Source organism: Sinorhizobium sp. GQ132 (assembly GCF_059758575.1).
On sequence record NZ_JCAXDX010000011.1, the window covers coordinates 1 to 12507 of the forward strand.

Genomic DNA, 12507 nt, shown 5'->3' on the forward strand with positions numbered 1-12507 from the left:
ATGTTTTTGTCCCTTAATCGGCTACGATCAAAGGAAACATGTAGTAGGGCCCTGTGCAACAGGGCACTGCGGAAGTGAACTATTTTCCACTGGGCAGCTTAGGGCTAACATTTTCTAACAGGGGATTGCAGATCTAGTTCAAGAGGCTCTGCCGTGGATTTCATGCAGATGGTTCGACCGCTTGAAATCTGGTTCAGGACATTCGTGCTCAGCGAATGGACATTCTACCAGCTTGGGATTATCGCCGTCGGTTACGTGTTCGCCTCCTTCGTCGCATCCAGAACCGAGCCGGCGATGGAAACCAGGGCTCGGCGCATCAAGGGCAACCCAGATCTGTTGCGCGTCATCATTGCCTTCATGCGCCGCCTGAAATGGCTGTTTCTGACCCTTTGGCTGTGGCTTGCGAACGTCATTCTCAAACAGGGTACCTGGCCGTCGCAACGATGGCTGGTCGCTACAGCGCTGTCTCTGGTGGCCGCCTGGTTCTTAATTTCCGTGCTGACCAAGATCATTCGCAACCCGACCCTGTCGCGTTTGGTGGCCATAGTAAGCTGGGGATACTTCGCCGTATACGCCACCGGGCTTGACGGCCCTGTCCTGTCGGCGCTCGATGCTGCCGCAGTCAATTTGGGCGTGATGCGTCTTTCACTGCTGATCGTTCTGAAGGCGATTGTTCTGACAGTCGCCCTTATTTGGGTCGCAGTGCTCGTCGGCAATGTGCTTGCCCATTGGGTTCAGCGTTCGAGTGACCTTTCGCCATCGTTCAAAGTGCTGATCAGCAAGGTCATCAAGATCGTCCTGATCATGATCGCCGGTGCAATCGCATTGTCCGCGACGGGTATAGATCTCACGGCGCTGACGGTCTTTTCGGGTGCTGTCGGTGTCGGCGTGGGCTTCGGATTGCAGAAGGTCGTGTCCAACTTCATTTCCGGGATCATCATCCTGCTCGATAAATCGATCAAGCCCGGCGACACGATCACGCTTGGCGACACGTTCGGATCCATCCGCGACCTGCGCGCACGTTTCGTGTCGGTCATTACCCGCGACGGAAAGGAATACCTCATCCCCAATGAGGACTTCATCTCGCAACAGGTGGTGAATTGGTCGTTTTCGAGCGACTACGTCCGTATCGATGTCGATTTCGGCACATCCTACGACAGCGATCCGCATGAGGTGGTACGGATCGCCATCGAAACCGCATCGGCCGTTCCCCGCGTCGTCAATGACTACAAGGCGCCGGTCTGCTGGATGACCGCCTTTGGTGCCTCCTCGCTGGATTTCCGCCTCCGCTTCTGGATCTCGGATCCCGCCAACGGTTTGACGAATGTACGCGGCCAAGTTCTGATGGCGTTATGGGATGCGTTTAAAGATGCGGGGGTATCCATCCCCTTTCCGCATCGAGAAATCATCATGAAGACCCCAGTGGAGATTCAGCGGCGCCGCGAGGATAGATTTACAGTCTGATAGGCGCCGGTTTCCGTGGGAATTGCCTACAAGGTGTTAGAGAGCGTTTCACTGTTCCAATGAAACCGTGAAACGCTCTGGGGGTCAGGCAGGCGGAAATCATTTCTGCTGTGCGGGCCGACGGGGCCGTTCGAGTTAACAGCCGCGCGTCCCTGAACGGAAGGATGCCGTCACTGCTGATTGTTCGGGGTGGAGGCGGAAAAGCCGTTGCGCGCGGCAATTTGCGAGGCCGTGGCGTTGAAGTGGTCAGCGTCGTCTCCGACGAGCAAGACCGGGTCGCAGCGCCTCGCGCATGTGAAGGTTGACCGCCGTACGCCCTGATGAACCGTGACCAGACGGCCGCTGCTCGCAACGACATCCAGAACGAGGTTCGCCACTTCGGCGCCGTCGCTGTCGATCACGATAAGGTTCGTAGTGCCGGGTGTCTTGCCGGTGAGGATCACGGTTTGGTCGTCGCTCAGGCTTGCCTGCGCTATTCCCGTGTTGCCGATGATGACTGTGCTCGCCGGCCGAGGAAGCGCAACGGTTTTGGCAAAGTCGACGACAAGCCGCTCCACCCCTTCGGCTCCCATTTGCTGAACCGGAATTATAGCCGTTTTTTGCTCGTCCGCTGCTGAGGGCCTGGCAAGAGCTGACATCGCCAGCAAAAGGACGGCCCCTGTTGAGCGCCTGGACATGGGATTACTCCTGCATTGATGACAGTCGAGGTCAACGGCTGGACGTCCCTCGCGTTCCGGCCGACTACAAAGAAGTTGCCGCTCCGCTTGAGGACATGGCGGCGTCTCGCCCTCACTCGATCAGCGATACCGTCCGACCGACCAGGATCTCTTTCGTCGGGGAGGCGCAGGTCTCCATTGTCGAATTGCCCGTGAAAGTGACCTGATCGGCAATGATCTGCGTACATCCTCCGGCAACATTCGAGTTTCCGGTAAATTCGATACGGCCCGTCGGAGCATAAAGGTTTCCAACCAGCGTCGACTCGGAATTACCTGTTATCTGATGGATTATGCCGGCACTTTGGCGACTTGAGAAAAACAGCAGACCGGCAAAGGGTCCGCTGGTGGGAGCGGACAGATCGATGTCGCCGTTGCCGAGCAGATTGGCGGCCGCCGAATTGGCGAAGAAAAAGGTAACGCCTTCGCCGGTGAGTTTTGCGCCGGCAGTCACAGTTAAATCGCCGCCGTCGATGATATACAGGCCCGGCTTCAGTGCAATCGTTCCCTTGATGTCCATTCCGCCGCAGAACCTGATCGCCTCGATCCCGCTTGCAAGCCGGTCGAAGACATAGGTGGAGTTCGAGACATAGGTCAGATTTCGGCAGGGAAGCTGCTGTATGTGCAGTTTGTCCGGCTCGGCGACGGATGCAAAGGGGTCCGGCGTCGGCGGAACCTGCTGGACGGGTTTGCTGCAACCGGTGAGCTTGAGGCCCGCCGTCGTTACGGCCCCGCCGACGGTATACACGCAATCTGTCGACATGAGCGCGCTGCCGTTCTTCATCAGAAAGGCGTCGGCGGCACTAGAATTGGAGACCACGCTGCAACCGGACAATTGAACGTCCGTCGAACCGGTTACCGTTATGGCGCCCGGTGCGGAGTTCGACAGGGCAAGTACGCAGGCCTTTGAGCCGCCGGTCACCTGGGCGACTGCGCGTGCCTTCATGGTGATGGTCCCAGTGCCGAACACGGAAGAAAACAAGCGCGGATGCGTCTCGGTCAACTCGACCGTCACCTTGTTCGATCCAGCGGCAGAGCCCGGGGCCGTGGACAAGGTGAGCCTCCCTGGCGAAAACCCTGAGCCGCCTGCCACCCTGCGCGCGGCGGCCTCAAGTGCGGATTGTTGATCACCTGCGCGATGGCGCACGGCTGCGGCGTAGGCCGATACGTCCGCCGCATGCTGCAGTTTACGCTTTTCCAGATACCAGTATCCTGTCTCTGCCCCCAAGCCCATCGCGCCGACGAGCACCGGAAAAGCAACGGCAGCGATGACGGCCACGGCGCCGCTTTCGGCTTCCAGAAATCGCCGCACATATCCCCGCCGCCGAGACGAACCGCTCGCTTCTTCGATTGCGTCATTTCTGATGCTCATCCACGTTTCCCGAAGCCGCACGCATGTCGTTGCTCGAAACCGCTGCAAATCTTTGGGCGAGATGCATGTCCGGTGGGGACGATATATCCCGCCTGACGCCTGCGGGCGATTCGGCCAGTCGGCCTAGTCCGGGTCGCAGCCCTTCGCGTGGCGTGCTTAGTCCATCAGGTCGAATGGATATTTCTTAGCGCAATAGGCACATTCGGGACATTCCAACCGGCCCCCTTCGGGCCCTTGTGCATGAGGCATCGAAGATGATCTCGACATCCGCAGCTTGGTCCGCTTTTTTGCTTTTCGCTGGAGCGATGACTTACGCCGGCATCAGGGACGTGGCGACGATGACCATATCCAACCGACTGGTCGTCGTCCTGGTGATCGCCTTCGCCATTCTTGCACCCGCTGCGGGCCTGGACCTCGCGACGGTAATGTCGAGCGTTCTCGTTGCCTCCGCCGTCCTCGCTTGCACTTTCGTACTCTTCGCCGCCGGCTGGATCGGCGGGGGTGACGCAAAACTCCTGCCTGTCGCCGTGCTCTGGCTCGGCGCCGACCTTGCGCTCCCCTTCATCCTCTACACGTCGGTTATCGGCGCGGCCCTGACGGTCGGGCTTCTTCAGCTTCGACGGGTGCCTCTACCGCTCATCGTGAAGAAAAGCGCCTGGGCGAAGCGTCTACTCGACCGCGAGACGGGCATTCCCTATGGCGCGGCTATGGCGCCGGCTGCCCTTCTGCTGCTGCCGGAAAGCCACTGGTGCTCCGTCCTCCTTTAAACCATCGCGCAACGATCCGCCGCGCAAGACGAGGTTGACCCATGATCCGTATCGTCATTCTCCTGCTCGCACTGGCATCCGGCGGAGCCGCGTCCTGGCTGGCGCTCGGCACTGGCGATCAGCCCGCGGTCGAGGTTGCAGAGGTTCAAGAAACGCCCTCGCAGGAGGTGCTCGTCGCAGCTGCAGAGCTCAAGCGCGGTGCGGTGATCGAAGAGAGCCAGCTGCGTTGGCAGCCGTGGGAGGGCGAAATCCCCCCTGTCTTCATCAGCCGCAGCTCCCGACCCGATGCAACGACAGCGCTCAAGGGTTCGCACGCCCTAAGCGGCTTCGTAGCGGGAGAACCCATTCGTGAGGACAAGCTTGCGCAGGGCGGCACGGGTTATCTTTCCAGCTTGCTGCCTTCGGGAAAGCGGGCGATTGCCGTTCGCGTCACGGCCGAGAGCACCGCCGGTGGCTTCATCCTGCCGAACGACCATGTCGACGTCATTCACACCGTTGCGCGGCCTGGCGCCTCCGGTGACGCCGGCAAGGTCGTCAGCCGGGCGATACTATCCAACATTCGCGTCCTCGCCGTCGATCAGACCGTTTCACAAGCGTCCGATGGAGCCTCGGTCATCGGGAAGACTGCCACGCTCGAAGTGGATCCGGAACAGATCGCAGTCGTCGCGGCGGCGGAAGCCTCCGGCACGGTTTCGCTCGCACTTCGTGCGATTACCGACAATCACGAAGCCTCGGTCGTGGAAGCTGAGGGAACCCGACGCGGCGTGGTGCGCTTCTTCAATGGCGGACGCATGTCGATGGTGGAAGTTCCCTCCCGTTCCGACGGCAGCTGATCCATTTATGGAAATCCCGAAGATGAAACAGCTTGATAGTCAAACCAAGGAAGCACCGCAGCCGATGACCGCTGCACCGCTATTGCCCCTACCGAAGGTGGACATCGCCGTCTTCTGCCAGTCAGAAGCGGTGAGCGAGGCTATCGGCAGGGCGGCGATCGACCGTCGGATGGCGCGTGCCACCGTGACGGTGAAGGCGGGAGGAATGAAAGAAGCGACTGCGCTTTATGCCGGCGTCACATCGCCGAACCTCGTCGTCGTGGAGAGCGACGAAGGCGAAGCCCGTCTGATGGTCACCCTGGAAAGGCTCGCGATGGAGTGCGTCACGGGGACCAAGGTCATCGTCATCGGCCGCTCCAACGATGTGGGCCTCTACAAGAAGCTTCTCGATGCCGGTGTGAGCGACTATCTCGTCATGCCGCTCGAGCCGATGGACTTCGTGGCGGCGGTGCACCGCTGCTTTCGTGACTCCACCGAGGAAAAGCTGGGGCGCATCGTCGCATTCGTCGGTGCAAAAGGGGGGACCGGCTCCTCCACGCTCGCGCACAATGTGGCATATGCCATGTCCAAGCGGGTGGATGCCGATGTTCTTCTGGCGGATCTCGATCTTCAGTCCGGTACGCTCGGCCTGAATTTCGACATCGAGGCGAAGCACGGCATGGTGGATGTGCTTCAGAGTCCCGACCGTCTCGACGACGTGCTGCTGCGGCGCCTGGCGGTGAACTACACGGATCGCCTGCACCTGCTTCCGGCAACCACGGATCTCGACAAGTTCATCAATCTGCGGGAGGAGGATGTTGATCATCTCCTCGACGTAGCGCGCTCGAGCTCCTGGCATGTTGTAGTCGATTTGCCATACGTCCTGACGCAGTGGACTCGGAAGATCCTGCTCGAGGCTGACGAAATCGTGGTGACAGCAACGCCTGATCTGGCTGGCATGCGCAATGCTAAGAACCTGATCGATTTCCTGAAGAAGTCGCGGCCGAACGATCCGCCGCCGCGGCTTGTGCTCAACAAGGTTGGCACCCCCAAACTTCAGGAAATCAAGCCGAAGGATTTCGTGCCGGCTGTCGGCCTCGAAGAGAGCGTCTCTCTGGCGTTCGAGCCCTCCTTGTTCGGCGCGGCGGCCAACAACGGCCGGCTGGTCATCGAGTCGGCACCGGAATCGAAGGCGGGGGAAGCCATTGTTTCGCTCGCTTGGCGGGTTGGCGGGACGCGGGAGAGACGGACGCGGCAGAAAGGCGTCAGAGCTTTGCTGCAGAAGGTCTTCAAGCGCGGAAAGCCGAAGGCGCCGTCGATGCTGCGCGAAAGGGCTGGCGAATTGAAGACGTCCGAGGCCGGTGCTTCGGCGGTCGAATTCGCGCTGATTGCGCCGGTCCTCGCTCTCGGTCTCGTGGCGACGGCCGATCTCGGTCTTGCGATCCATGAGCGGATGACGATCGATCATGTCCTGCGCGCCGGTGCGCAGGCCGCCCTGGCCGATCCCGGCGCGGCGCAGGTCCAAAAGGTGCTCGTTTCCACCTTGGCCCAGAGCCCCGGTCTGGCGAGCACCACGCTGCCGGCGGTGAAGCGCTACTGCGCCTGCCCGGAAAATGCCGATGTGGCACCTGAGGCCGCGCCGCAATGCGGGACGGTGACCTGCGCAAACGCGAAACCACAATTCGTGTATTATCGGTTGGCGGCGGCAAAGTCCTATCGGCCCATGTCGCTGCCGGCGGTACTTCCCGTGTTCGAACTCGGCTCCTCCATGCAGGTGCAAGTCCAATGAGAGCTCCACCTGCCATCCTCCGCCGCCTGTGGCGCAGTCAATCAGGCGCAGCGGCGGTGGAATTCGCGCTCGTCTGCATGCCCTTGTTGCTGCTCGTCTTCGGCATTATCGAGTTCGGCCGCGCCTTTTACGTGCGCAATGAACTGTCACACGCCGTCGACGTTGCCGCTCGCCGGGTACTGATCGGGCAGATCGCGCGTGATGCGACGGACAGCGAAGCAGAGACCAAGCTGGACAGCGCAGTGCGCCAGAGCTTTCACAGTGGCGATCCGGCGCTGCTCAGCATCGCCGTCAGCAAGGAAACGGTGGACGGAATAGCCTTCCGCGTGCTGTCGATTAGTTACCCGTTCGCCTTCCTCATCCCCGGTCTCGCCCAAAGCCCCGTCAGCCTCAATTTGTCGCGGCGCATCCCCATCGGGTGATTGAACTTCCAGGCCCAGGCCGGCAAATTTCAACTGCCGTGTTTGCAACGATCTTTTGGCGGCGGTGACGGGTATTTGGAGCGGGGCGGAGTGTCTCGAATAACCCTTGGGTCGCGGCGCACCGAAACTTCAAGCAGCCGCAAACCGCGGCTCGGACGATCGGACTAGACCAACAGGACGAGCCACCTGTGGCACCGGATCGGCCATCAGGCTGAATGGATCAAAAGGGTTAACAAAGTCTATATAAGGGCCACACAGCAAGCGGGACACGAGGCAGACCCGGCCCGGCCCTGTGACGCCGAACCAGGTTTCGGCACTTTCTCCAACCCATGAAGGACCGAACCATGAAAAATCTTCTTGTCCGTTTTGCTCGCAACGAATCCGGCGCCACCGCCATCGAATATGGTCTCATTGCTGGCCTTATTGCCGTCGCCATCATCGGTGCGGTGGGGCTTGTCGGCACCGACGTGACTGCCGCGTTCCAAGCGATCGCGGACAGACTCGTCATCCCTGCCGCTTAAGCCGAGCCGCCGATCGCCAAGCGAAAGCGGAAGGCATTGCCTTCCGCTTTCGCATTGCAACGCTCACGGACCTCATTAAGCAGAGCGACACCATGTTCGGCAAGAAATCCCACTTAGAAGAAAAGACCCGCGAAGCGGCCGCTCAACCGGAGTCCGGTGATGCCGGGCCGGTACGGGACGCGAGCCAAAAGCCGATCGAAGTTCCAGCGGTCCGTACGGAAAAGGCCGACAAGGCCGAACATTACTACGCTCTGAAGAAGGAAATCTTCAGCGCCCTCATCGCGACGATCGACGTTGCGGCACTCTCCGGCATGGATGGTGAGCAGGCGCGTAAGGAAATAGGCGCGATCGTCAACGACATCGTCGCGGCCAAGAAGGCCGGCATTTCGATGGCGGAGCAGAACAATCTTCTCAGCGACATCTGCAACGACATCTTGGGTTACGGGCCGCTCGAGCCCCTGCTTGCACGAGACGACATCGCCGACATCATGGTCAATGGCGCCAATCAGGTCTTTATCGAAGTGAACGGCCGGGTGCAGGAGACGGGGATCCGTTTTCGCGACAACGAGCAGCTCCTTAACATCTGCCAGCGCATCGTCAGCCAGGTTGGCCGGCGCGTCGACGAATCGAGCCCAATCTGCGATGCCCGTCTGGGCGACGGCTCCCGTGTCAACGTGATCGCGCCTCCGCTGGCAATCGACGGCCCCACGCTGACAATCCGCAAGTTCAAGAAGGAAAAGCTGACCCTCGACCAGCTGGTCCGGTTCGGATCGATCTCGCCGGAGGGCGCCGAGGTTCTCAAGATCATCGGACGCGTGCGCTGCAACGTTCTCATTTCCGGCGGCACCGGCTCTGGCAAGACGACGCTTCTGAACTGCCTGACCGGCTATATAGACCATGGCGAGCGCGTCATAACTTGCGAGGATGCGGCAGAGCTTCAACTGCAGCAGCCGCATGTCGTGCGCCTTGAAACGCGGCCGCCGAACATAGAGGGGCAGGGTGAGATCACCATGCGCAACCTCGTGAAGAACTGCTTGCGCATGCGGCCCGAGCGGATCATCGTCGGCGAAGTGCGCGGGCCCGAAGCCTTCGACCTGCTGCAGGCGATGAACACCGGCCACGACGGTTCGATGGGAACGCTCCACGCCAACTCCCCGCGCGAAGCGATGGCACGCGTCGAGGCGATGATCACCATGGGCGGGGGGTCGCTGCCGGCCAAGACGATCAGGGAAATGCTCGTTTCGTCGGTCGACGTGATCGTACAGGCGGCGCGTCTTCGCGATGGTTCGCGCCGGATCACTCACATCACGGAAGTGCTCGGCATGGAAGGCGACGTGATCACGACGCAGGACCTCTTCCTCTACGACATTCGCGGCGAAGACGAGAAGGGAAACATCATCGGAAGACATCGTTCGACCGGCATAGGGCGGCCGGCATTCTGGGATCGCGCTCGCTACTACGGCGAAGAGACCCGGCTCGCCGCGGCCCTCGACGCGGCGGAAATGAAGGCCGCCGCTTAAATCAACGCTGACACAGGGCCAAAACAGATGGCAACCTCTTTGCTGTTTCCCGTCTTCGTGTTCCTCCTGGCATCCACCAGCATCGGCGGTGTGATGGTGGCGGCGTTCTATCCGCGTGTCTCCAAGGCAAGCGCCTATCGCCAGAGGTTTGAGCGCATTTCGGCGCGGGCGGAAGGGAAGCAAAACGAGCCAGCTGAGACGGATGGCCGCGACCGCCGCCGGTCGGTGGAAAAGACGCTGCGCGAGATAGAGGAGAAGCGCCGGGCGAACGCGCGCAAAGGCAAGGTGACGCTGTCGGCGAGGCTCCGTCAGTCCGGTCTCCATTGGTCCCGCAAAGCCTATTTTCTCGTCTGTGCCGGCGCTGCGCTGGCCACTTGGGCCGTGATGCTCCTGCTTCTGGGCCTCGGCCCGCTGGTGTCGGTCGGTTTCGCCATCGCCGGCGGACTGCTCCTGCCGCACCTCTATGTGAACATCAAGCGCAATGCGCGCTTTGCCCGGTTCACTGCCGAGTTTCCGAACGCCGTTGACGTCATCGTCAGAGGACTCAAGGCAGGCCTGCCGATGCCGGATTGCCTGAGGGTCATTGCCACGGAAGCGCAGGAGCCGGTCAAGGGTGAGTTCCTCGCGATCGTTCAGGATCAGACGCTGGGCATACCGGCGGACGAGGCCGTGAAGCGTATGAGCGAACGCATGCCGCTGGCCGAAGCCAACTTCTTTGCCATCGTCGTCGCCATTCAGAGCCGGACCGGCGGCAGCCTCTCGGAAGCGCTCGGGAATCTGTCCAGGGTGCTGCGCGAGCGCAAGAAGATGAAAGCCAAGATCAAGGCGATGAGCGCGGAGGCGAAGTCCTCGGCCGGCATCATCGGTGCTTTGCCGTTCGTCGTCGCGGGCGCCGTTTATTTTACGAGCCCTGACTACATGACGCTCCTGTTCATGACGACGATCGGCAAGGTCGTACTCGTTTGCTGCGGGCTGTGGATGGGCATCGGCATCCTCGTCATGCGCAAGATGATCAACTTCGACTTCTGAGAACTTGAGATGAACCTTGGCGTCCATATCCCAGACCCGGAACAGTTGGCGGCCATAATGGCAGGCTTTTCCGCCTTTTCAGCGGTCGTCGTCATATCCTGGCCCTACGTCTTCCGGGATACGCTGTCGGAGCGTATGCGAAAGGTGGAGGGCGAACGCGAGCAGATCCGCCAGCGCGAACGCGCCCGGCTGGAGGAGAAGAGCAAGGTATCCTTGCGTGTGGAACCAAAGCGCCTCTTTCAGACGATCGTCGACCGCTTCCGGCTTGCCAAGCAGGCGGAGGACGGCGAGATCGTGCGCAAGTTGAGCATGGCGGGCTATCGTGGCCATGCCGCAGTGACGGCGTTTCTTGCTTTCCGGCTGATCGCGCCGGTTGCTATCTTTGCGGCCTGCTTGCTTTACATCCTGTTGGTCGTCCGCCCGGAGGCGCCGCTGTTTTTAGTGGTGGCGATAGCCGCCGCCATGGGCGCGTTCGGATATTTCGCTCCGGCGATCTTCATCAGGAACAGGATCACCAAGAGGCAGCAGTCGATCCGGCGTTCCTGGCCGGAGGCGCTGGACCTTCTGTTGATCACTGTCGAAGCCGGCATGGGGATCGAAAGCGCCTTCCGGAAGGTTGGCGAGGAGATCGGCACGCAATCGCCGGAGACTGCGGAGGAGATGCTGCTGACCACCGCGGAGCTTTCCTATCTGCAGGATCGGCGACAGGCCTTTGAGAACCTGGGACAGAGAACCGGCGTGGAGGGCGTGCGCGCCGTCGTCACCAGCCTCATCCAGGCGGAGAAATACGGCACGCCTCTCGGTCAGGCGTTGCGCGTGATGGCACAGGAAAACCGGGACATGCGCATGAGCGAGGCCGAAAAAAGAGCGGCCGCTCTTCCGCCCAAGCTCACCGTGCCGATGATCCTGTTCTTCCTGCCCGTCCTCTTTGCGGTGATCATCACTCCGGCGGTCATTCAGATCATGAGCATCTAGACGGGGGCGGTGTGGCGCCTGCGCGTCAAGTCCGACGCGTGGGCGCCACAACGTTCATGTCCGTGTTTCCTCTTCCGGTTCGCGTCGTCCGCGGGCGATGGCAGTGATGTTCTCGGCTATGCTTTCCAGAGGCAGCACCAGGTCCACGAGACCGGCGCCGATCGCTGACTTCGGCATGCCGAAGACCACCGAACTCTTCTCATCCTGTGCAATTGCCTTGCCGCCTGCCATGCGCAGCGCCCGAAGCCCCTCCGTCCCGTCATCGCCCATTCCGGTCAGGATGACCGCGAGCGACTCCCCCTTGAAGGCGCGCGTGATCGAGCCGAAGAGGTAGGATCCGGACGGCTTGAAGCCGTTGACGGGAGCATCGTCCGAGACGCGTAGGCGCGACCTGCCCGAGACGCCGAGCTGATAGTTGTCCGGTGCGAGGTAGGCCGTGCCGGGTTTGAGAAGCTCTCCATTCCTGGCGACCTTCACCTTGAGCGGCACGGTCGCGTCGAGAGAGGCGGCAACGCCGTCGATGAAGCCGCTCGACATGTGCTGGACGATGAGGATCGGCACCGGGAAATCGGCTGAGAGGTCTTTGAGTATCGCACGGATCGCCGCCGGCCCACCGGTCGAGGCCGCGATCGCCACGATTCCGATCGGCGTCCTTGCCGCTGGCGGTTGGTCTTTGGCCGCGCGATCTCCGCGGACCTTCTGGCGCCATTGCCGGACGACCTTTACCTGCGACATGGCCTTGATCGTCGAAAGGAACTTTTCGATTGCCGGCTGTTCGAGCGGCATGGCGTGCGCGGCCGGCGCCGGGATGACCGCGAGAGCGCCCGCTTCGAGGGCCCGCGCCGAAATGGTCCCGAGCTGCGGATCGTCCCTATGGGAGAGCAAAACGATTGGCGTCGGTGCCGTGATCATTATCTCCCTGACCGTTTCTGCGCTGTCACCCCCCGAAGGGCTAAGTTCCACGGCGACAATGTCCGGCAAGAGTTCGCCGGTCATTCTAACCGCGTCTCTCCCGCTTCTTGCGATCAGGACGAGCTCCGCAGAGGCGTCCCCCTCGATCGCCCTCTTTACGAGATCTTCGAGCTCGTGTGTGGATGTCGCCAGAAGAATGCGTACCATCCTC

The 12507-nt window shown here is 61.2% G+C and carries 12 protein-coding genes; 9 read left to right on the forward strand and 3 right to left on the reverse strand.

The genetic code is table 11. From position 1 onward, the window contains the following. The first annotated feature begins 153 nt into the window (after window positions 1-153). Window positions 154-1464, forward strand: a complete 1311-nt coding sequence (locus tag AC6CIG_RS23500) for a mechanosensitive ion channel family protein (RefSeq protein WP_498323889.1) — start codon at window positions 154-156, stop codon at window positions 1462-1464. 170 nt (window positions 1465-1634) lie between these two features. Here the strand turns inward: AC6CIG_RS23500 and AC6CIG_RS23505 are convergent, their stop codons facing one another. Continuing rightward, on the reverse strand, window positions 1635-2141 hold the full coding sequence (locus AC6CIG_RS23505) for a pilus assembly protein N-terminal domain-containing protein (RefSeq protein WP_498323891.1): 507 nt from the start codon (window positions 2139-2141) through the stop codon (window positions 1635-1637). Window positions 2142-2253: 112 nt separating this feature from the next. Then, window positions 2254-3549 (reverse strand): pilus assembly protein TadG-related protein, encoded by a 1296-nt coding sequence (locus AC6CIG_RS23510; protein ID WP_498323892.1) that lies wholly within the window; start codon window positions 3547-3549, stop codon window positions 2254-2256. A 254-nt stretch (window positions 3550-3803) separates the two neighbouring features. Here AC6CIG_RS23510 and AC6CIG_RS23515 point away from each other — a divergent pair, with 254 nt between their 5' ends. The 8 genes from AC6CIG_RS23515 (at window position 3804) to AC6CIG_RS23550 (ending at window position 11384) form a co-directional block, all read left to right on the forward strand. Further along, window positions 3804-4316: an A24 family peptidase gene (locus AC6CIG_RS23515; protein WP_498323893.1), complete on the forward strand. Its 513-nt coding sequence runs from the start codon at window positions 3804-3806 to the stop codon at window positions 4314-4316. Between the two features lie 41 nt (window positions 4317-4357). Then, window positions 4358-5149, forward strand: coding sequence for a Flp pilus assembly protein CpaB (gene cpaB, locus AC6CIG_RS23520; RefSeq protein ID WP_498323895.1), 792 nt, complete (start codon window positions 4358-4360; stop codon window positions 5147-5149). 7 nt (window positions 5150-5156) lie between these two features. Next, on the forward strand, window positions 5157-6917 hold the full coding sequence (locus AC6CIG_RS23525; protein WP_498323896.1) for an AAA family ATPase: 1761 nt from the start codon (window positions 5157-5159) through the stop codon (window positions 6915-6917). Next, complete coding sequence (locus AC6CIG_RS23530) at window positions 6914-7339, forward strand: TadE/TadG family type IV pilus assembly protein (protein WP_498323897.1); 426 nt, start codon at window positions 6914-6916, stop codon at window positions 7337-7339. The genes AC6CIG_RS23525 and AC6CIG_RS23530 overlap by 4 nt, the downstream gene beginning before the upstream one ends. Window positions 7340-7683: 344 nt before the next feature. Then, window positions 7684-7860 (forward strand): Flp family type IVb pilin, encoded by a 177-nt coding sequence (locus tag AC6CIG_RS23535; RefSeq protein ID WP_498323899.1) that lies wholly within the window; start codon window positions 7684-7686, stop codon window positions 7858-7860. A 92-nt stretch (window positions 7861-7952) separates the two neighbouring features. Further along, a complete protein-coding gene (locus AC6CIG_RS23540; protein ID WP_498323900.1) occupies window positions 7953-9380 on the forward strand; it encodes a TadA family conjugal transfer-associated ATPase in 1428 nt (475 codons plus the stop codon). 27 nt (window positions 9381-9407) lie between these two features. Next, window positions 9408-10409 (forward strand): type II secretion system F family protein, encoded by a 1002-nt coding sequence (locus AC6CIG_RS23545; protein WP_498323902.1) that lies wholly within the window; start codon window positions 9408-9410, stop codon window positions 10407-10409. 9 nt (window positions 10410-10418) lie between these two features. After that, complete coding sequence (locus tag AC6CIG_RS23550; RefSeq protein ID WP_498323903.1) at window positions 10419-11384, forward strand: type II secretion system F family protein; 966 nt, start codon at window positions 10419-10421, stop codon at window positions 11382-11384. Between the two features lie 54 nt (window positions 11385-11438). Here the strand turns inward: AC6CIG_RS23550 and AC6CIG_RS23555 are convergent, their stop codons facing one another. Further along, window positions 11439-12503, reverse strand: coding sequence for a chemotaxis protein CheB (locus AC6CIG_RS23555; RefSeq protein ID WP_498323905.1), 1065 nt, complete (start codon window positions 12501-12503; stop codon window positions 11439-11441). Between the last annotated feature and the right edge of the window lie 4 nt (window positions 12504-12507).

Excerpts from the sequence above, each read along its gene's own strand:
- AC6CIG_RS23505 (WP_498323891.1), bottom strand. The coding sequence starts at position 2,141 with ATGTCCAGGCGCTCAACAGGGGCCGTCCTTTTGCTGGCGATGTCAGCT.
- AC6CIG_RS23510 (WP_498323892.1), bottom strand. The coding sequence starts at position 3,549 with ATGAGCATCAGAAATGACGCAATCGAAGAAGCGAGCGGTTCGTCTCGG.
- AC6CIG_RS23515 (WP_498323893.1), top strand. The coding sequence starts at position 3,804 with ATGATCTCGACATCCGCAGCTTGGTCCGCTTTTTTGCTTTTCGCTGGA.
- cpaB (WP_498323895.1), top strand. The coding sequence starts at position 4,358 with ATGATCCGTATCGTCATTCTCCTGCTCGCACTGGCATCCGGCGGAGCC.
- AC6CIG_RS23525 (WP_498323896.1), top strand. The coding sequence starts at position 5,157 with ATGGAAATCCCGAAGATGAAACAGCTTGATAGTCAAACCAAGGAAGCA.
- AC6CIG_RS23530 (WP_498323897.1), top strand. The coding sequence starts at position 6,914 with ATGAGAGCTCCACCTGCCATCCTCCGCCGCCTGTGGCGCAGTCAATCA.
- AC6CIG_RS23535 (WP_498323899.1), top strand. The coding sequence starts at position 7,684 with ATGAAAAATCTTCTTGTCCGTTTTGCTCGCAACGAATCCGGCGCCACC.
- AC6CIG_RS23540 (WP_498323900.1), top strand. The coding sequence starts at position 7,953 with ATGTTCGGCAAGAAATCCCACTTAGAAGAAAAGACCCGCGAAGCGGCC.
- AC6CIG_RS23545 (WP_498323902.1), top strand. The coding sequence starts at position 9,408 with ATGGCAACCTCTTTGCTGTTTCCCGTCTTCGTGTTCCTCCTGGCATCC.
- AC6CIG_RS23550 (WP_498323903.1), top strand. The coding sequence starts at position 10,419 with ATGAACCTTGGCGTCCATATCCCAGACCCGGAACAGTTGGCGGCCATA.
- AC6CIG_RS23555 (WP_498323905.1), bottom strand. The coding sequence starts at position 12,503 with ATGGTACGCATTCTTCTGGCGACATCCACACACGAGCTCGAAGATCTC.